This is a genomic window from Embleya scabrispora DSM 41855, from assembly GCF_000372745.1.
In the GTDB taxonomy this organism is placed as follows: domain Bacteria; phylum Actinomycetota; class Actinomycetes; order Streptomycetales; family Streptomycetaceae; genus Embleya; species Embleya scabrispora.
Window position 1 is genome coordinate 1 of record NZ_KB889565.1, and the last position, 18,383, is coordinate 18,383.

The following is an 18,383-nucleotide window of genomic DNA, read 5'->3' on the forward strand; positions in this document are numbered from 1 at the left end:
ACCGGCGAGGCCCCCGCGCTCACCCTGCCCCGACCCTCCGACCGCCACGGCACCTGGACCTGGGCCCAACGCGACGGCGACACCTGGACCACCACCCCCACCGACGCCGCAGACGACCGAGCCCAACACCCCCGCGCCGCCCCGACCCTGCGCACCGGGCGCCTGCAACTGCGTCCCACCCCCACCGACGAGACCGAAGGAACCCGCCGATGACCACCGCCGTGCGCACCGCCCAGGACTGCAAGCTGACCTACGCGCTGACGACGACCCCCAACCCGCTGACCGCCAGCCCGCCGAACATCATCCCCGGCACCGAGGACGAACACGCCTTCGCCGACATCGACATCGTCATCTCGAACACCGGCAACACGCCCGTGCGGTGCTCCAGGATCGCCATCGTGCTGCCCGTGGGCTCCTATGCCCGCGACCTGGCCGTCACCGGCGAGGGCATCGACGCCTACGTCAGCCCCGAGACGGAATGGACCATCGTCGACATCCAGTCCGACGTTCTGCTCGCGATACCCACAACCGAGACCGCCGTGTTCCCCCCGACGGACTATGCCGCCGAGCCGTCCACAGCGCGCTTCGAGGTGGTCCCGCGCTCCGGCCGCGAGGTCAACGTCGACGGCCTCTACATCCACCTCTCCGGCATCAAGGTCAGCACCAAGAGCGGAACCGCCCGGATCGGCATCGAGGAATGGGCCACCGACACCGAGGGTCCCCTCCCCGACGTTCCCAACACCATGAAGCTCGACGTCGCGAAGTTCCCCTTCCGCAGCGGATCCGACCCCCACCCCGGCATCGGCCGCGCCCTGGTCGCTCTCACCGCCACGGGTGGACCCCCGGCCACCAACGTCGCCGCCGGTGCCCCCCTTGTCCTGGAATGGCACCACCAACGCGGCGACAACCACGAGCTGTACGCCGACGGCAAACGCGTCGGGTCCTCCCAGGCCGAACTCGAAGAGATCGCCGGCGGCTCCCGCTGGGAGGTCAAGGCGGGCCTCCGACGCGACACGACGTTCGCCCTCAAGACCAGCACCCCCACCCCGACGTCGGGCTACGTCGTCCGCTGGGACCACGTCACCGTCTGCGTCGGCGACCCCACTCTCGATGCCGTCACCGTCAGCAACGCGCTCCAGGCCAACGGCAACGTCACCGTTGCCGAGGGAAAGACCCTGACCGCAGGCGGCCCCGTCACCATCGCCGCAGCACAAACCCTGACCGCAGGCGGCCCCGTCAACATCACCGGGGACCTCGACGCGAAGGGACACGTCACGGCCACCGGAACAGGAAAGGCCGTCAGGATCCGGACCCTCTACGGCCCACACCGGACCCCCCAGGACGAGCCACTGGTCATCGACGCCAGCGAAGTCGTCGTGAACGGGAAACTCTCCACCGGCACCATTACGGCAAGTGGCCTGATCACCGCCAACAACAATCTATACGTCAAGGACAACGGCCCTTACACGGGCGTCCTGTACGCGCCGTACCTCGCTGCCGGAAACGAAAACCCCTCCATCCAGACACTCAGTCCGTTCAAATCTCTCAATGTCGTGGAGAGCGTCACCATCAACAACGCCTCGGCGATCCGAGAAGGGGATAAAATCTCCCTCAGGAACGAAAGAATAGTAGGCGGCCAGGCGAGTCGCCTCCTTGCGGATAACAAGTATGACTCGGGAGGATATTTGAACGTCTACAGCTATGAAGGATATCAAGGGTCTAATGGTAATAATTGGTTCATTGAGAAGCGGTAGACTTATTTCTGCCGACCTCGACGAAAATCCGGAAGTGCCCTGGATGCGCGACGGCTTTCGATTTTGATCCCAAGGAGCATGCCCTTAAAAGCAGTGGTATCGGGATGCCGTGCACCCGTGCGAGGTTTTCGGAGAGCGGCCCGGCCGCCGGGCCGCTCGTGCCGAGAGGCGTCCACCACGCGTGGGGCCTCCGTCCTCTCCTCCGCGAGACGGGCCGACATCGGCTGGCCGTCAAGCCTCGTCGCTGGTGCCGTGACCGAGAACGTTCGCCGTGTTGGGGCGTGGCGGCTTGATATAGCAGGGAGGTCGCCTCTGTAGGATCACGGGCCCAGGGTGCGAAGGTCGGAGTGTGTGACGATGGAAATGCCGCAGGTACGCCTCGGTGGCGACGGTTCGTGGCTGGAGCTGGTTCAGACCGGCGAGGACAACTGGCGGGTTACTGTCGACTGGTGCTCGTCACTGTCAGCCGACTTCACCGCCTACCTCACCAGGGAGGAGGTTGCGGACTTCGCCGCACGGTGCTCTCCCATTTGCGCGCCCCGTCGGGCTCTCGATTCTCGGCGGCGGTGACTCCCGGCCGCAACAAACCGCTGAGGCTGAGCGCTGAACCCGTCGAGGACAGGTTCGCCTTCTTCGTATATCTGACTCCCAACGGTGACGACGACGTGTGTCACCTGCAGATGGAGATCAATCCCATAGACGCCGCCGAACTCCGTGACATGTTCGATGCGTTGCTCGCATCATTGGCGCTCTGACCGCACGGACTTCACGCCGGGTCAGGCTGCGGTTTGGAGCGGCCGGCCTCCCCAACGGACGCCCTTCTCGCTTCGGATCCGGGTGCGCTCACGGCGCTGGGCGGCCAGGACTTCGGGGTGGCGGGCGTTGGCGCTGCAGGCCGCCGGCCGATCCGGCACATCGAGGCGATCATGGATGCCGCTTTCACCGAGGACGTGACCCGGGCCTTCCCCTTCAGCGCGCCGGGCGAACACCGGCTGGTCAAGGCGACAGAGACGCCCCGCTCCGCCACCAAGAACCTGGACGCCAAACGGGCGGCTGCCATTGAGCATGCCGCTGCCCTGACCTGGACCGGGGACACGGGCGACATCAAGGGAGCCGGAGTCCTTCTCGGCTACGACGTCTTCACCGGCGGATCACAGCTGCCCGGTTGCCCGTCTTCGCCAACCGCAGACATGGCCAGGGCGGCCGTGTGGCGAGGGGCAACAGATGGTCCTGTCGTCGGGACCGATGCTCGGCGGCACGGGGTCAGTCCTCGCGTGCGGGTGGGTGGATCATCACGGGGTGGGTGATGCCGCCTTGGTTGACGCAGTCCTGGGCGAGGTCGTGGACCTGCCAATAGAAGTCGACGTCGCCGGAGTCCGCGGCGACCGTACTGGTCACCGGTGTGTAGTGGTGCAGCGGAGTCGAGGTGCTGTCGTCGTCGTACCCGTGGGCGTCGGTGGTCAGGAGCATCAAGGGCGCTTGGCCCGACCAGGCGAGGCCGATGCCGACGTCGTACTCGGGCGTCGCCAAGGTGCGGGCCGAGACCCGGATTAGCGCCATGAAGTCGGCGACGGCACTTTCCACCGCCGATGACCGCACCTGTCGGCCCTCGAGGTACTGGTCGCTGCCGGAGCGGTGACCGCCGACCACCGCCGCCAGCGTTACGGACCCGTCATGGTGCGTGCTCGCCCACGCCTCCCTCCACGCCGACGACTCCTTGACGGCGGTGTTCACCGCGACCCACCGGCGCAGTCCCGGCCGCGGGTTGAGCCGGTCGACGCTCTCCAACGGATGGATGCCGTTGCGGCCGACGAACACGAGCGCCAGCCTCCCGGCCTCCTCGAAGACAACAGCCGCCTCCCGGCGGGTGGGACGCTCCGCGCCGACACGAGGAACGCGCGGCCGGGCGACCGCGATGAACCACGCCCGTCGAGCGGTGTCCCGACCCGCCGCGGCTTCGCCGAACAGGCCGTCCAAGGCCTCGGTGGCGTGGCGGCGCTCGTCGAACCGCGCCCGGTACATCACCTCGATCTGCCGCTCCTTCATCCACACGGTGTCGGAATCGTTGCGGACCGGCGCCCCGAAATACTCGTTCCTGTAAATCAGATGCGGACCATCGACACCGGCCGGAACCTCCACGACCACCGCGTGCCGGCCGTCGCCGCCCAGCCGGTGCACGACCAAACCGAAGACCGGGGGAGAGACCGCGGTGATCGCCGCCGAGCGCAGCGCCCGCTCGTACGCCTCGTCGAGCTCGCCCACATCGGCGCGCCCGGTCGCCGCCTTCTGCGTCTCACGGACACCGAACACGATCAATCCTCCGCCGCTGTTGGCCATGGCCGCGACGTCCTTGGGGAAGTCCGTCTGCGTCAGCCCCTTCATCGGTGGCAGCTCCGACTTCCAATCCAGATCGTCGGTCTCCGCCACCCCTGCCGCGACTGCCGCGTCCAGCATGTCGTCCGTCAAAGGGCCCGGGGGAAGACCGAGAACGCGATGCAAAGCGGTGAAGACCATGGCCGGATCCTACGAAGAAGCACCGCCGCCAGCGCACCGAATTCCCGGAGACGGGCACCCCCTTCAGCGGCCCGGACGCACCAGGACCTCGGGGAGGCGCGCGGCTCAACCCCACATCCGGCTGCAACTGGCCGACATCGAAGCCGTGGAGCAGCGCGAGGCACCGGCGACACCGAGTTCCGCTGGTCGCCCGAAGGCGCGGCGCGTGTCGAGGACCTGGACCGCCGGCGGAAGCACGACAGCCGGACGTGAACCCGCCGACACGGGCACGCCGACACTCGCCACCCACGCTCATCCCCGCATCGGCGTAGCCCACACCACGCCGCTGCGCCCCCACGACATGGATTCCACCCGACAAAGACCACCGTGCGCGTGGCGATGCGATTGGCGGGCGGATTCGGCGCCTGCTTCGAGCCCGGTCCGATGCGCGGCCGGCGTATGCGTTCACGCGTCCCGGTGCTCAGTGTGCCGCGCCGGCGGGATGTTCGTCGTGTACCGCCGGGGCGAGTGGGTGGTTCCGGTCGCGGTACCACGCGAGTTGTTCGACGAGGGCCGTGTCGGCGGTTGTGGTGATGGTGGCGGTGAGGCCGAAGTCGTGGACGGTGGGTCGTCCTTGCCCGTCCCACCAGTACCACGCCGCCTCGACCTCGTCCCATAGGTGTCGCGGCCCGCTCTGCAGAACATTGGGGGTGTGTCCGTGGGCGAATCCGGCGGCGGCGGTGGAGTGTCCGTGGCCGGTGTCCGCGGCGTGCAGCCACAGGGTTCCCCCGCCGTGTCCGTCCGGGACGGGTTGGGCGAGGCAGTCGGGAACGCGTAGCCCCAGGACGAAGCCCACGGGGTCGAACGGCCCGGCGACCACGTCGTCCCAGCCGAGCGCGGTCGTGGACACGGCGGCGGTCTCGGCCCAGTCGCCGGGCATCGACGCGGCCCCGTAGTGGTGGCGATCGGGGCGTTGCCGGCGGAGTTTCATGAACGCGGTGGCCATCGTGAACGGCCCGCTCGCACCGCGCCCGTCCTCGTCGACGACCAGGCGCAGGGCGCAGTCCCCGGTTGTGAAGTCGGTGCCCCAGGGCATGACGATCACCGTGCCCGGCCTCGCCTGCTCGATCCACGCCGCGGGGATGCGGCGCACGCCGGCGGTGACCTGGACCCGGTCGTAAGAGCCCGCGTCGGGGTCTCCGAGAACACCGTCGCCGGTGACGACCCGGACGGCGTCGCCGTACCCGGCCCGGGCCAGATTCGCCCGAGCCTGATCGGCGAGGTCGGGGTCGATCTCGACCGAGACGACGTCGCAGCCGCGCGCGGCCAGCAACGCGGCGCTGTACCCGGTCCCGGTCCCGATCTCCAACACCCGCATGCCCGGGTGGGCGTCGAGGTCGAAGAGCATCTCGGCGACGGTCGAGGGCGCCGACGCCGACGACGTCGCCAACCGCCCCGCCCCCTCGCCCGCGTGCCGGCCGTCGTCCCACTGCGTCACCAACGCACGATCCGAATACACCGCCGCCCGCCACGCCTCCGGATCACGGCGGCGGTCCACGACGTCGCCGTCCTCGGGCCAGACCCGGTCGGGGACGAACTCCCCCCGCGCGACCCACTCGAACACCGGCCGCCACCCGGCCGGCAACACGCCCTTGTCCGCCAGCAGCGCCGCCAGGGAATCGGATCCGCCCACCGTCACGGCTTGCGCCGTTGACCGGGCCCGGGAGGTGTACTGCCGTCCTTGGACGGGTCACCCGGAGTCGGATTGGGGTCCGGCTGCGGAGGCTGAATCGGAGCGGGCGGACCGCCGTGATCACCGGGCATCGTGAACCACCTTCCAAGCCGCTACTGAACGCACCCTAGAAACCCCGGAACGTAAGCGTCAAGACGCTGCGCCGAATCCGTCCCCACGGCGAGCCTGAGCGCACACCGCGCAATGTGGACCGAGGTCGACTTCGAAAAGGCGGCCGAGGCCGGGTGGCGCGTGTCGGCAGGGTGGGCCCGGTGACGGCCCGCATAATCGACCGACTCCGGCACGCGTCCCCTGGCTGAGGAAGCCACGCCGCCCGGCGGCGCCGTCACGTTGGTCATCTTCCCTCTGCACGGGGGCGGTTCGCGCTAACGTCGGTCCGGATCGCCCCACCCACCTGTTCGTGTGTGGTTCACCGTTCGCGGCCATATGCGGTTCGTCGCCGTCGTGGAATGATCGCTGGGCCGGTCCGGGGGAGAGGTGGGGACGATGGCAGATGGTGGCGAACAGTACGAGGCGTCGGCTTCGGCACTCGGATATCTGTTCCAGTTCGCCAAGGCTCTGCACATGTGCATCGAGCAGTGGATGAGCAATGGTCTCGAGTGGAACGTCGCGGTCGAGGCCGCGGATGACATCGAGATGCACACCGGGTCGGTCACCGAGCTCCTCCAGCTCAAGCAGCGGGCCGAAGGCGTGCGTCTGACCGACACGTCGAAGGACCTGTGGAAGACACTGAGAATCTGGTCCGAGGCCGCGGCCGCAGGGCGTATCGATCTCGCGCAGACGAACCTTTTCCTGTTGACGACCGCGGAACTCCCGAAGGGGAGCGCGGGTTTCCATCTCCAGCATCGAGACAGCGGGCACCGCGACGAGGACCGAGCCCTGATCCTGCTCCGCGTCGCCCGCCGCGCATCCAAAAACACGAGCAAGGACTTCGTGAACTCGTTCGAGGCCTTCGACGCGCTGGAGGAGGACGGGACCTCGCTGCAGCGCGCCCTGCTTTCGCGTATCGGGGTCATCGGAGGCACAGCCGATATCGCCGAGGTCCGCACAGCGATGCTCGGCCACGCGGCCGTCGCCGCGGGCCATGACGCCGCCAAGTCCTTCCTGACCAGGCTGGAAGGCTGGTTCTACGACCGAGTGATCGAGCAGATGCGCACCCCCGGCGGGAATCCGGTGACCGGGACCGAGTTCGATGAGGTCTTCAACAATCTGCGCCACCAGTTCGGGCCCAACAGCCTGCCCATCGACCGGGACATCGCCGACCTGGAACCCGACGTCTCCAACGCCGAAGACAAGATGTTCGTCCATCAACTCGGACTGATCGGCGCCGGCGCCGACCGCATCGCCTACGCGGTCCGCGACTACATCCGAGCCTTCGCACAGCGCTCCCGAGGGTCCGACGAGAACCTCCTGCGCGTGGGTGAGATCGGTGCATACGAGCGCAGGCTCGTAGAGGAATGGCAGTCGCGTTTCGCCGAGATGGCGGAAGAACTCGGCCCCGAGGCATCCGAGGAGGAGAAAAAGCGGGAGGCCCGGGCGATCTACCGCTGGGTCGACCGCCAGGCCCGATTCCAGATCCGGACCGGCTGCGAAGAGGTTTTCGTCACCAAGGGCTCCTACCACATGCTCTCCGACGTTCGCCGAGTCGGCTGGCACCCCGACTTCACCGCCCGTCTCGTGGAACTGCTCGAACCCGCCGGTGCCCGTTGATGGACCTGAGCCGAGAAGAACGCGCCCTCTACAACCCCGCGTTCACGGCGGTGTTGTGCACGCGCGCCGTCCAGGGCCACGACAAGGAGTACGCCGCGCCCTGCCCGCTGCCGGTGGCGGTGACCGCCGCGGTGATGGCCCTCCAGCCGTCCATTCGCGCCGCGTTGCCGCGGACAACGGGATCCGGTCTGATGGGTTGGCTCGCACGAACGAGTCGGTACGCGTCGCGATGACACGCAACGCCGCGCTCTTGGCGGCGGTTGTACGACCGGGCCTCCTGTTCGCCCTGCAGACCAACGTCCTGCACTGCACCGCCAACGGCCTGACCCTCGTTCAGAACGCCCTACCCAAAGCCGTCAAAGGAGCCACGCCCCAGATCGTGGCCATCCAAAAAGCCACCGTTCTGCTCGGGCGCTGGCTACCGAGCACCGGCAGCCTCGGCACCGTCCTGACCCTCCTCGGAGTCAAGCCGTGACGTTCCAGATCCAAGCGGTCACCATCTACGGCAAACAGCCCGGCCAGATGCGAACCGTGCCCTTCCGCACCGGCACCCTCAACATCGTCACGGGCGACTCCCGCCGAGGCAAAAGCGCCCTGCTGACGATCATCGACTACTGCCTCGCCAGCTCCGACTACCCGGTCAAGGCCGGCAAGATCCGCCGGTACGTGAGCACCTTCGCCATCACCCTCGTCAAACCCGGCCGGCAACTCCTCGTCGCACGCCGCGCCCCGCAAGGCAACAGCTCCACCAGCACGACACTGTGCGTCCTCACCCAAGCCCCCGGCACCCCGCCGCCGCCCTTGGACGAGCTTCGTTTCGTCACACCCCTGGACGCCGCCAAGGACCTCCTGAGCGACTTCTGCGGCATCGACCGCACCGTCCGGCTACCTGCGGTCGGCAAAGCCGTCCTCATCCCGCCGTCCGTTCGTCACGCTCTCTTCTTCTGCTTCCAGGCCCAGAATGAAATCGCCAACCCCGCCGTCCTCTTCCACTCACAAGGCGAAGACTGGAAGTCCAGCACCATCCGCGGAGTCCTGCCCTACTTCCTGGGCGCGGTCGACCGCGAACAGGCCCTGCTCCGGAACCGACTGACCTTCCTGCGCCGCGACCTGGCCGACAACACGGCCAAGCTCGCGGCAGCCCGCGACCTCGCCCCCGCCACCGGCCAGGCGCACGCCCTGCTGGCCGAGGCCATCGAGGTCGACCTGCTCCCCCCCACCGCCCCCACGAGAGCACTCGGCCGACGAAGTCCACGACCTCCTGCGCCAGGCACTGACCCGGACGAGCACGAGCCCCGGACCGGAGAGCGACGAAGATCCCCTCACCGCGCTCCGGGCCCGCCGCGCCCGGCTGCGCAGCCTTCACGGACAGACCCGGGCGGCGATCGACGATCTCAAGGCAACCCTGGCCGAGAACGACGACTTCGCTGACCAAGCCAACGAGCAACATGCCCGCCTCGCGTCGCTCGGCCTCCTCAAGCGGGACGACCGCATCTCCGCCCTCACCCAATGTCCGGTCTGCGACAGCCCGGTCCCCTCCGCCAACGAAACCATCGCCGCCCTCACCCGAGACCTCGCCCACCTCGACGGCGATCTGCAGGTCATCGGCAGCGACACTCCCGCCATCCGACGGCTGATCAGCCAACACGAGGCTCGACTGCAGGAAATCCGCTCCGAGCTCGCCAGGAACCAGGAAGCGACCAACGAACTCTCGGCAAGCCTCCGCCTGCTCCAGCAGGAACCCGAAGACGTGCGCCGATCCGCCATGGTTCAGGGACGCATCAGCCTCTACCTGGACACCATCGCCCAGCACACGGTCCGTCCCCGCGTCGAGGACCGCGGAGACGAACTCCGAGAGCAGATAGCCGAACTGGAGCTCCTCCTCAGCGCGGACACCCAGGACGACCGCCTGACCAGTTACCTGTCGTTGATCAACGTGGAAATCCGCAAGAAGGCCAAGGAACTCAACCTCGAAGACTCCGACTCGCCGATCCGCCTGGACGTCAACCGCCTGTCCGTCGTCGTCGACACCGCGGACGGCCCCGTCTACCTCAAGGACATGGGCAGCGCCGAGAACCACCTCGGCTACCACATCTCCACCCTGCTCAGTCTCCACGAGTGGTTCGCCAAGCATCAAGGACCGGTGCCCCGCATTCTGATCCTCGACCAACCCTCCCAGGTCTACTTCCCCGCAGAACACACCGGCGAGGAGAACCTGCAGACCAACGACCGCGCTCACCTGCTGGACGTCTTCGAAGCCATCCACCGCACCCTGCAGGAGCTTGACGGCAACATGCAGGTCATCGTCATGGAACACGCGGACATCGACGCTCCGGTATTCAGTCGCCACGTCGTCCAGCGCTGGCGCCACGCCAACGACCAGGCACTCGTGCCCTCCACATGGATCGACCCCGAATCCGACTGAACCACCACTCTCGTTTGAAGCACCCGGCCACGGCCACTCGCCCCAGCGGTTCTCCCCGACGGACGACCGCGCGAGAGTGCGGCTCTCCGTTGAATCTGAAGATCCTGTCAGCGGGGCGCAGACTCGGGAATCCTGGTGCAGAGTTGATCCCATGGGCCGGCTGTGGCCGAAGGGCGGGTGGCGGCATGACTGGTGGTTCCGTGCGGTTCGATGCGGGCCCTTGGCATCTTCCTCTGGTCCGCACACTGATCCAAACGAAACGGCCTACGTAGGTAGCTACTTGCCCCGGAAGAAGGGTTCTCTCGGGGCTTCCTCGGCCACGGTCACGCCCCATGCGACGCTGCGTCGCCGCGATTGCGCCGGTGGGTGCGCTACCTGCCCTCGAGTACGCGCTCCAGGAGGACGTGGAGGGTGTGCCGCTCGTCTGCGGAGAGCGGGGAGAAGAACTCGCGTTCCAGTGCGTCCATCTCGTGCTCGGCGCGGGCGAGGGCTTCGGCGCCCGCAGGGGTGAGGTGGAGGTTGTAGCGGCGGCGGTCGGCCGGGTTGCGCATCCTGGTGACGTAGCCGATCTGTTCCAGTTCGTCGACCACGCCCACGACGGTGGTGGGGTCCAGGCGCAGCGAACGCGCCAGATCCTGCTGCGAGGGCGGGGTGTCCTGGTCGATTCCGGCCAGCACGAAGTAGCTGCGTGCGGCGAGGTCGAGCCGCGCAAGGTCCGATTCGATGACGGGGAGCAGGACGCAGTCCAGCTTGTGGGTCAGGTAGGCGGTCCGGTCTGTGAGCGTCGTGTGGCGCGCCCCGGTCTCGCTGCTGGTCATTCCCGCACCATGTCCACACCGAAGCCCGGACACCACGCCGCGCAGGGCAAAGCCGCGTCGGCCGCGTCCCCGTCACCTGCGGATCGCTGGTGGACGCTCGGCATCGTGACGCTTTCGACGTTCATGCTGATGCTCGACCTCACGGTGGTGAACGTCGCGCTGCCCAGCCTGCGCACGTCCCTGCACGGCGGCTTCTCCGATCTGCAGTGGGTGATCGACGCCTATGCGCTGTCGTTGGCGGTGTTCCTGCTCACCAGCGGCACGTTGGCCGACCGGCTGGGCCGCAAGCGGGTGTTCCTTTTCGGGTTCGCCGTGTTCACGGCCGCCTCGCTGGCCTGCGGCCTGGCGGGAGACATCCTCGTCCTGAACATCGCACGCGGTGTCCAGGGCGCGGGCGCGGCAGTCCTCTTCGCCGTGGGCCCCGCGCTGATCGGTCAGGAGTTCCGCGGCAAGGAACGTGGCACTGCCTTCGGGGTGTTCGGTGGCGGCGCGGGACTGGCGATCGCCTTCGGGCCGATCATCGGGGGCGCACTGACCGACGGCCTCAGCTGGCGGTGGATCTTCCTGGTCAACGTGCCGATCGGCGTCCTGGCGATGGCTCTGGGGGCTCGGCGGATGCACGAGTCGCACGCTCGGGGAGCCAGGCGCGTCAAGGACATCGACTGGGCCGGCCTGGTCACCTTCTCCGTCGCGATGAGCCTGCTGGTGCTCGGGTTGGTCCGGGGCGCCCAGGACGGCTGGGGCAGTGCGCGGATCCTGACCATGTTCGTGGTGAGTGCGCTGGCGCTCGCAGTATTCATGGTGATCCAGCGCGCCCGCGGTGCGAACGCCATGCTCGACCTCTCACTCTTCCGCGTCGTCAGCTTCAACGGCATCGGCGTCGCGGCGGTGTTCGTCAGCGCGACCGCGATGTCGTCGATCTTCCTGCTCGTCTCCTACATCCAGAACACCTTCGAGTACTCCCCGTGGCAGACCGGGGTGCGGTTCCTGCCGATGACGCTCATGTTGTTCCTCACGGCGGCGGTCGGCGGCGCGCTCAGTACGAAGGTTCCCCAGCGGCTGGTCGTCGGCCTGGCGTTGACCCTGGTGGCGGTCGGCCTCGGGCTGATCAGGCCACTGGTGGACCCGGGGAGCGCCTGGACCGCCGCACTTCCGGGAATGATGGTGCTCGGATTCGGGCTGGGGCTGTTCAATCCCGCGCGTGCGTTCCTGTCGATCGGTGTGGTCGAACCCCGCAAGGCCGGGATGGCCTCCGGGATGAACGAGACGTTCCAGCAGGTCGGCATGGCGATCGGGATCGCGGCGTTCGGCGCTCTTTTCCGGTCCCGGGTCGCCGACCGGTTCGCGCATTCCGACGTGGGCCGGCAGATCGGAGCGTCCGCACACGCGAAGGGGGAGGCAGTCGCGGCCGGCGGTGCCCGGCAGGTCGCCGACGCGGCACCGGCCGGTTTCTCGGACCAGGTTGCACACGCGGGGCGGGTGGCCTTCGTGGACAGTCTCGGCGACGTCCTGAGCATTGCCGCCGTGATCGCCGCTGTGGGGGCGGTACTTGCCTTCGCGCTGATCCGGGGCAAGGACCTGCACCCCAGCGCGGTGGGCGCGGCCCCCGGAGTCCTGCCCGACCCGGACGAGAACGCGGCGGGCGTCGGCATCGGTGCCGACACGGCCGAGGGCGACCGGGGCACCGGCGTGCTGCCCGTCGGGGGCACGATCGGCGCGGGCGCCTGAAGGGATAGCGAACCGTTCCTCGTCCCTGCGACCGCCCGTACCCCCGAACGCGCACGGGTGTGGCGACGACGGCGACACAGAGCAGGGCGGGGTTCCGGTGACACGAGGACGGGTTCCGGCCGCACACGCGGTCGGAACCCGTCTCGGTTCGCCGGACCTGGGCGCAGCCGCACAGAACGTCGTCCGATGCCGCCGGAGACGATTCCTCGAGGCGGCGGGGGAGGCGACAGCGACTGCTTTCTCTCTTGAGGTCATCAAGAGTGGATGATGGAAAGAGTCTGCGGTGTCCGGCCCCACGACCGTTCGTCTTGGAGGGGGGATCCTTTGGAAACTCCCGAGGACGGATTCTTCCGTGTGTTGGCCGACGCCCACGCCGAAGCTCGGCAGGCGTTCGCGCGGCACGTGGGAATGAGCGAATCCCGTCTGCGACTGCTCATGTGGCTCCGGAACAATGGTGAAACCAGCCACAGCGACCTGCGGCAGTCCCTCTCGCTCGATGGGGCGACCGTCACGCGACTGGTCGAGCAGTTCGAGGCCCGGGGTGCGGTCGGCTGTCGCGTGGACCCCCGGAACAACCACTACACCTTGGCCCGGCCGACCCCGGCGGGCGAATCGACGGCCGCCGAACTCGCCCGCGCGCATCGGGTCTACATGGAGCGGTTGCTCCACGGCGTCACTCCGCAGGAGAGGCAGACCGCTTTGGGCGTGCCGGCGCGGATGAGCGCCAACGCGACACGCGTCGCGGCCGACCCGGCGGGCTGAACTCCCGCTTCCACAGGACCCCTTCGCACATGGGAGAACGCAGATGAACGACGACACCAGGTCAGTCGCACAGCGTATGTACAAGGCGTTCAACACTCGGGACTTCGAGGCTGCGCACAGCATTTTTTCGGTCGACTTCGTGAGCCACCCGCTCGGAACCACCGGCGTCGAGGCGGTCGTGAAGTCCTGGACGGCGATGCACACGGCGTTCCCCGACGCCCGTGTGACCGTCGAGGACATGATCGTCCAAGGCGAGAAAATAGCCGTCCGCACCACCCTGCACGGAATCCCCGCAGACGTGGGGCAACAAGGCGCTCCGCCGGAGATGATGGAGATATTCCGAGTCCGGGCCGGACGAATCGACGAACTCTGGGGCCTCGCCTCCTGGACCCGCCCCTGCCGCTGAGACCCCGACCGATCGCAACCGTCGGTGGCAACGAGTGCCGCACGGTGCCACGTGCCCGGCGAACCTCATGCGGCCTGTTCTCGCTTATTATGCTACGGTTTTCGTAATTTACGGCAGTCGAATTTCTGCTGTCGATGGCACGGAGGCACGCGTCATGCACGTAGTAGTCGGAGCAACGGGCACCATCGGTCGCGAAACGATCCGACTCCTGTCGGAGGCGGGTGAAGAAGTGGTCGCCGTCACCCGGAACCCCGCGGCGACGTTTCCCGACGACGTCTCGGTCCTCGTGGGGGATGTGTCCCGACCGGGGACCCTGGCGTTGCCCGAGAAGGTCACCTCGGTCCTGCTCAGCCCTCGGGCGGTGGGTTCCGCCGCCGCCGCACTGTTGCAATCGGTCGCGAACCGGGGCGCACAGCGGGTGGTACTGATCTCCGCGGCGACCGTCGAGTATCCCGTCGGCGAGCGACGCTTCATCGAACAGTTCGAGGTGGCCGAGGCCGTCGTCCGGGCGTCGTCCATGCCGTCCACCATCCTTCGGTGCGCCGATTTCGCCGCCAACGCCCTCGCCTGGGTACCCCAGGTGCACGCGGGCGACACCGTCCGAGGCGCCTATGCCGCCGCCGCGACCTCACCGATCCACGAGCGCGATGTCGCCGAGGTGGCGGTACGAGGTCTCGTCGGCGGTGAACACGAGGGCAGCAGCATCCACCTGCTCACCGGGCCCGAGTCGCTCGACCAGCGGGACAAGGTGCGCCTGATCGGCGAGGCCCTCGCACGGGAGCTGTCATTCGCGGAGGTCCCGCCCGACGTAGTGCGCTCGGGCATGCTCGCACAGGGCCTTTCCGCCGAGGTCCCCGACAGGCTCCTCGGATCCCTGGCCGACTACTCGGCGCTGCCCGGACCGACGACCGATGTCGTCGAACGTGTATTGGGGCGTCCGGCCACGCCGTTCGCCGTCTGGGCCGCCGACAACGCTGCGGCGTTCACCCCGGCGGAGACGTCATGAACCGGCCGACGACCGCTTCCCGATTCCGCAACGAAGGCACGGCCGTGTGGGTTCGCGCCGTCGGCCTGCTGTTCGCCGGGCTGTTCGCCGGCTTCCTCGTCGCAGTCCTCGTCCTCGAAATGTCCCTGCGGGACAGCGGGGGAGAGGTCTACACCCAGGTTCGCCAGGTGGAGTTGGACTCCCTGGACAAGCTCGCCGTCGTCACCCTGGTCCCCGCGCTGGTCACCGCCGCGCTGCTCGTCGTGCTCGGTGCCCGGACACGGGGCCGGGACTTCTGGCTGACGAGCATCGCACTCGCCCTGCTGGTGGGGGTCTTCGTACTCACCCTCACCGTGAACATGCCCATCAACGCGGACCAGCTCGACTGGCATCCGCAGAGCCCGCCCGACGACTGGGCCGATGTGCGCGACCGCTGGCAGATCGCGCACGCGATCCGGACGGTGGCCGGCGTGCTGGCGTTCGGCACGCTCGTCGTGGCCCGTTCGACGCAGCGTGCCGGCAAGGTTCCGGACCCGCTTGTCCACGGTGCGGGCACCGGCTGACCCCGATCGAGCCCGGTCGGGACCGCCGGTGGCGCAGCCGGCGGGCAGCAATCGAGACCCGACTCGACAACGGGATCGACAACCGATGGACCTGACACAGCTCCTCGCCGGTCGAACGCCGATGGTCCCGGCCGCCCGCTTCGTCGGCCGCGCGATGGGTGGGCACCGGAAGGCCGACGTTCCCGGCGGGGACTGTTCGGGTGTCGTACGCTACGGGTGTCGTAGAACCGACTACTCTGCCAGGCAGGTGTGATGAAAGCCGCAGCACCCGACGGCCCGAAGAAACCGGCCACGCGCGGGCAGTCCACCGCCGCGATCAAACTGGGTCTGCGCGACGTCAGCCTTCGTTTGTCCCTCCTCAATCGGCAGGCGGGTACGCGTCTCGGGCTCAGGGACGTGGACCTGGACTGCCTCGACCTGATCAATGCCCACGGCCCACTGGGACCGAGCGCGTTGGCGCGACTGGCCGGTGTGCATCCGGCAACCCTGACCGGCATCCTGGACCGCCTCGAGAACGCCGGCTGGGTGGCCCGCGAGCGGGATCCGGCCGATCGACGCGGCACACTCGTACGCCCACTACGCGACCGGACCGCGGAGCTGTTGGAGTTGTTCGCGGGAATGACCGCATCCGTGGAGGAAATCTGCGCCGGTTACCAGCCTGCGGACCTTGAGGTACTCGCGGACTTCCTGCGCCGAACCGCCGAGGCGGGACGCCGCGCCTCGACCGAACTCGCCGGGGACTGAAGCCACTTCGGTCGATGTTGCCGATTAGGAGAACGACGGAGACCGGGCTATCCGTTGCCCCCGAAGAACCGGACTCGCGAGCGCCCGAGCACCACACGCCGGCAGAGCGGATTACCAAGCCGCCCCGGAAATCCACGGCTACCGGCTTTCGCCCCCGACCGCCCCGTCCTCCGGGTCGATCCCGCCACGCTGCTCGCCCGCCAGGCCGTCCATGACCACGCCGAAAAGTTGCTCGCGACGGGCCTCGAACTCGTCTACGCCGCACTCGACTTCATCGTTACTGCGGCGGGCTGGTCGTACTTTGAGACGAACCCGTACGGCGAGTTCGGGTTCGTCCAGGCCCTCGCCGACCAGCCCATTGCGCAGGCGGTTGCCGACCTGCTGATCCACGGCCGCGCCGGGCGAAACGACATTGACACCCCGCCGCCGCGCGCCAGGATGGAGCCATGGACCCGCTGCTCGCCGCCGCGATCGAAACCCTCGACCTCGCGGACACCCCCAGCCGCTGACCGAGCACCACGCCGTTGCCTGGCGCGTCGGCGACTGGAAGATCAAAGCCACCACCGAACCCGTCCCGGCCGCGAGACTCCTGCACGAGGTGCGCGTCGTCGACCTCCTGCATGCCCAGGGCCTGTACCCGGTTTCCGGCGTCTGCGGGCGTGTTGGCGAGGGGGTGTGGACCGCGCTGCCCTGGCGCCCCAGGACCACCCTGTGGACCTGGTGTCTGCCGACACGCGAGGGTCGCGCCGCCCCCGACACCGGCCCGCGTCTGGTGGTGGCCGACGACGGCCGGAGCGCGTCGGGCCGGTTCACGACCCCGGTGGAGTTCATGAAGATTCGCTCCCAACGCCCCGAACGCCTGACCAGTCCGCGTGCTTGCCCGACGGGTTCCCGGGCGATGCCACGACGACTGTGACGACGCTGACCTCCCGTGACGCGGGCTTCGAGGACCCGATCCGCCAAGGGACGGACGGTCGAAGGCCGGCCCCGCCACACGCGGGGGCCGGCCTTTGTCGTGCTCAGTGCGCGGCGCGCACCGCCGAGACCAGTCCGCCGGTGCCCTCGTCCTGCGGCGACGGGGTGAGCACCGGACGCCCGTAGGCCTGGGCGCGCTCACGCAGGGTGAAGGTCTCCGCCTCCCAGCCGAGGCCGTCCAGCCAGCCGACCGGGTCCTCCGGCGTCTCCCAGACCCACATCGACGCCGGCGATCCCGGAGCGGCGTCCTCGCGGAAGCGTTCGATCACACCGCGCGCGCCCAGTGTCAGGCCCATCCTGCTGCCTGCGGCGGACAGCGCGCCGATCCGTTCGAGCAGCGACTGGACCGCGTCCTCGGGCAGATAGATCAGCAGTCCCTCGGCGATCCACACCGTCGGCCGCGCCGGATCGTGCCCTGCCGCGGCCAGGGCGCCGGGCCAGTCCTCGCGCAGGTCGACCGGGACGGTGATCCGCTCGCAGCGCGGAACGGCCCGCTCCTGACGCAGCACCGAGGCCTTGAAGCCCAGCGGTTCGGCCGTGTCGACCTCGAACAGCCGGGTCTCCGCAGGCCAGTCCATCCGGAAGGCCCTGCTGTCCAGCCCGGCTCCGAGCAGCACGACCTGCCGGACGCCGGACGCGACCGCCCGGTCCAGCAGGTCGTCCAGGAACTTCGTCCGGATGACGATCGAGAAGGCCACACCGAGCCGGCGGCGCCGCGCCGCCTCGTCCGCGAGCGGGGGCGACGGCGTCCCGGGGCCTCTCCCGCCGGCCGTGGCGAAGGCCAGCGCCAGCGGGTCCTGGAACAGTGGCTGCTCGCGTGCCGTCTCCATTGCCCTCACCCGGGCCACGCCCACGGCTGTGGCCCACACCCCGGACGGCTCGACCCGTCCTGCCGCATTAGTCATCCGTTCAGCCTAGCCAGGCCGCCGGGCGTTATACCGGCGCGGTGGGAAACAGCGTTCCGGGGGCCGGATCCAACCTGGTGGCGACGACGTCCTTGGGCGGGGTGAGGTCCAAGTGCCAGTCGCCGAAGCGGCGTATGGTGCGCGTGATCAGCGGGCTGACGGTGGCCGGGTCGTCGGGGTCCACGGGATGGCCCTCGGCGGCGAAGGCGTTGGCGGCATCGATAATGTCCAGCGCGATGGAGTAGATCGCACAGTTGGCGATCAGCTCGTTGAATTTGACGACTCTCCTGGTAGTCCGGGTCGTTGTGGCCGATCAGCCGTCCGCCGATCATCAGATGCGTAGCGAAGCCGTGGAACGCCTC

Annotated in this window: 18 protein-coding genes and 2 pseudogenes; 14 read left to right on the plus strand and 6 right to left on the minus strand. The window is 68.6% G+C overall.

Going from position 1 to position 18,383, the window contains the following annotated elements; all coding sequences use genetic code 11:
• The 3 genes from A3IC_RS52635 to A3IC_RS68315 all read left to right on the plus strand — a co-directional run.
• Window positions 1-213, plus strand: a 213-nt coding sequence (locus A3IC_RS52635; RefSeq protein WP_040876182.1) for a hypothetical protein, incomplete at its 5' end; no start/stop codon positions are given.
• The gene (locus A3IC_RS0105330) at window positions 210-1,754 is read left to right on the plus strand and encodes a hypothetical protein (RefSeq protein WP_020549036.1); all 1,545 of its coding nucleotides are present in this window, start codon (window positions 210-212) and stop codon (window positions 1,752-1,754) included. The genes A3IC_RS52635 and A3IC_RS0105330, both read left to right, overlap by 4 nt.
• Window positions 1,755-2,203: 449 nt before the next feature.
• On the plus strand, window positions 2,204-2,509 hold the full coding sequence (locus A3IC_RS68315; protein WP_158695815.1) for a hypothetical protein: 306 nt from the start codon (window positions 2,204-2,206) through the stop codon (window positions 2,507-2,509).
• Window positions 2,510-3,017: 508 nt separating this feature from the next.
• Here A3IC_RS68315 and A3IC_RS0105345 read toward each other — a convergent pair.
• Together A3IC_RS0105345 and A3IC_RS52640 are read right to left on the minus strand one after the other, a co-directional pair.
• A complete protein-coding gene (locus A3IC_RS0105345; RefSeq protein WP_205354314.1) occupies window positions 3,018-4,208 on the minus strand; it encodes an AlbA family DNA-binding domain-containing protein in 1,191 nt (396 codons plus the stop codon).
• A gap of 520 nt (window positions 4,209-4,728) precedes the next feature.
• Window positions 4,729-5,940, minus strand: coding sequence for a methyltransferase domain-containing protein (locus tag A3IC_RS52640; protein ID WP_245599156.1), 1,212 nt, complete (start codon window positions 5,938-5,940; stop codon window positions 4,729-4,731).
• 546 nt (window positions 5,941-6,486) lie between these two features.
• Here A3IC_RS52640 and A3IC_RS0105355 point away from each other — a divergent pair.
• The 4 genes and pseudogenes from A3IC_RS0105355 to A3IC_RS68325 all read left to right on the plus strand — a co-directional run bounded on the left by A3IC_RS0105355 (window position 6,487) and on the right by A3IC_RS68325 (window position 10,135).
• Window positions 6,487-7,710 carry an ABC-three component system protein gene (locus A3IC_RS0105355; RefSeq protein ID WP_020549040.1) on the plus strand — a complete coding sequence of 408 codons (1,224 nt, stop codon included), beginning with the start codon at window positions 6,487-6,489 and terminating at the stop codon, window positions 7,708-7,710.
• Window positions 7,710-8,185: pseudogene (locus tag A3IC_RS70625) on the plus strand (three component ABC system middle component). Before A3IC_RS0105355 ends, A3IC_RS70625 begins: the two are co-directional and overlap by 1 nt.
• Window positions 8,182-9,141: a YML083C domain-containing protein gene (locus A3IC_RS68320; RefSeq protein ID WP_026217911.1), complete on the plus strand. Its 960-nt coding sequence runs from the start codon at window positions 8,182-8,184 to the stop codon at window positions 9,139-9,141. The pseudogene A3IC_RS70625 and the gene A3IC_RS68320 overlap by 4 nt, the downstream one beginning before the upstream one ends.
• A 319-nt stretch (window positions 9,142-9,460) precedes the next feature.
• A complete protein-coding gene (locus tag A3IC_RS68325; RefSeq protein ID WP_191864150.1) occupies window positions 9,461-10,135 on the plus strand; it encodes a DUF3732 domain-containing protein in 675 nt (224 codons plus the stop codon).
• A gap of 371 nt (window positions 10,136-10,506) precedes the next feature.
• Here the strand turns inward: A3IC_RS68325 and A3IC_RS0105380 are convergent, their stop codons facing one another.
• Window positions 10,507-10,953, minus strand: a complete 447-nt coding sequence (locus A3IC_RS0105380; protein ID WP_020549043.1) for a MarR family winged helix-turn-helix transcriptional regulator — start codon at window positions 10,951-10,953, stop codon at window positions 10,507-10,509.
• 9 nt (window positions 10,954-10,962) lie between these two features.
• Between A3IC_RS0105380 and A3IC_RS52645 the strand changes: the two genes are divergently transcribed.
• The 6 genes from A3IC_RS52645 (at window position 10,963) to A3IC_RS0105410 (ending at window position 16,141) form a co-directional block, all read left to right on the plus strand.
• A complete protein-coding gene (locus tag A3IC_RS52645) occupies window positions 10,963-12,681 on the plus strand; it encodes an MFS transporter (RefSeq protein WP_079026263.1) in 1,719 nt (572 codons plus the stop codon).
• 324 nt (window positions 12,682-13,005) lie between these two features.
• On the plus strand, window positions 13,006-13,443 hold the full coding sequence (locus A3IC_RS0105390) for a MarR family winged helix-turn-helix transcriptional regulator (protein ID WP_020549045.1): 438 nt from the start codon (window positions 13,006-13,008) through the stop codon (window positions 13,441-13,443).
• Window positions 13,444-13,486: 43 nt separating this feature from the next.
• Entirely contained in the window at window positions 13,487-13,849 is a 363-nt protein-coding gene (locus tag A3IC_RS0105395; protein ID WP_026217913.1) for an ester cyclase, read from the plus strand.
• A 154-nt stretch (window positions 13,850-14,003) separates the two neighbouring features.
• On the plus strand, window positions 14,004-14,855 hold the full coding sequence (locus A3IC_RS0105400; RefSeq protein ID WP_026217914.1) for an NAD(P)H-binding protein: 852 nt from the start codon (window positions 14,004-14,006) through the stop codon (window positions 14,853-14,855).
• On the plus strand, window positions 14,852-15,397 hold the full coding sequence (locus A3IC_RS52650) for an anthrone oxygenase family protein (protein ID WP_020549048.1): 546 nt from the start codon (window positions 14,852-14,854) through the stop codon (window positions 15,395-15,397). The genes A3IC_RS0105400 and A3IC_RS52650 overlap by 4 nt, the downstream gene beginning before the upstream one ends.
• A 252-nt stretch (window positions 15,398-15,649) precedes the next feature.
• Window positions 15,650-16,141, plus strand: coding sequence for a MarR family winged helix-turn-helix transcriptional regulator (locus A3IC_RS0105410; protein WP_020549049.1), 492 nt, complete (start codon window positions 15,650-15,652; stop codon window positions 16,139-16,141).
• A gap of 138 nt (window positions 16,142-16,279) precedes the next feature.
• On the opposite strand, the gene A3IC_RS0105415 is transcribed toward A3IC_RS0105410, so the two are convergent.
• Window positions 16,280-16,531, minus strand: coding sequence for a hypothetical protein (locus A3IC_RS0105415; RefSeq protein WP_020549050.1), 252 nt, complete (start codon window positions 16,529-16,531; stop codon window positions 16,280-16,282).
• Window positions 16,532-16,739: 208 nt separating this feature from the next.
• Between A3IC_RS0105415 and A3IC_RS0105420 the strand changes: the two genes are divergently transcribed.
• Complete coding sequence (locus tag A3IC_RS0105420) at window positions 16,740-17,057, plus strand: hypothetical protein (protein ID WP_020549051.1); 318 nt, start codon at window positions 16,740-16,742, stop codon at window positions 17,055-17,057.
• A 103-nt stretch (window positions 17,058-17,160) separates the two neighbouring features.
• Here the strand turns inward: A3IC_RS0105420 and A3IC_RS0105425 are convergent, their stop codons facing one another.
• Window positions 17,161-18,021, minus strand: a complete 861-nt coding sequence (locus A3IC_RS0105425) for a class I SAM-dependent methyltransferase (RefSeq protein WP_026217916.1) — start codon at window positions 18,019-18,021, stop codon at window positions 17,161-17,163.
• Between the two features lie 28 nt (window positions 18,022-18,049).
• Window positions 18,050-18,301: pseudogene (locus A3IC_RS68330) on the minus strand (Tn3 family transposase); the annotation flags it as partial.
• Window positions 18,302-18,383 lie beyond the last annotated feature (82 nt).

Bases quoted from the DNA above. Each gene is read 5' to 3' on its own strand.
- A3IC_RS0105380 (WP_020549043.1), bottom strand. From the start codon at position 10,953: ATGACCAGCAGCGAGACCGGGGCGCGCCACACGACGCTCACAGACCGG.
- A3IC_RS0105355 (WP_020549040.1), top strand. From the start codon at position 6,487: ATGGCAGATGGTGGCGAACAGTACGAGGCGTCGGCTTCGGCACTCGGA.
- A3IC_RS0105330 (WP_020549036.1), top strand. From the start codon at position 210: ATGACCACCGCCGTGCGCACCGCCCAGGACTGCAAGCTGACCTACGCG.
- A3IC_RS0105395 (WP_026217913.1), top strand. From the start codon at position 13,487: ATGAACGACGACACCAGGTCAGTCGCACAGCGTATGTACAAGGCGTTC.
- A3IC_RS0105345 (WP_205354314.1), bottom strand. From the start codon at position 4,208: ATGCTGGACGCGGCAGTCGCGGCAGGGGTGGCGGAGACCGACGATCTG.
- A3IC_RS52650 (WP_020549048.1), top strand. From the start codon at position 14,852: ATGAACCGGCCGACGACCGCTTCCCGATTCCGCAACGAAGGCACGGCC.
- A3IC_RS52645 (WP_079026263.1), top strand. From the start codon at position 10,963: ATGTCCACACCGAAGCCCGGACACCACGCCGCGCAGGGCAAAGCCGCG.
- A3IC_RS0105410 (WP_020549049.1), top strand. From the start codon at position 15,650: ATGAAAGCCGCAGCACCCGACGGCCCGAAGAAACCGGCCACGCGCGGG.
- A3IC_RS0105400 (WP_026217914.1), top strand. From the start codon at position 14,004: ATGCACGTAGTAGTCGGAGCAACGGGCACCATCGGTCGCGAAACGATC.
- A3IC_RS0105425 (WP_026217916.1), bottom strand. From the start codon at position 18,021: ATGACTAATGCGGCAGGACGGGTCGAGCCGTCCGGGGTGTGGGCCACA.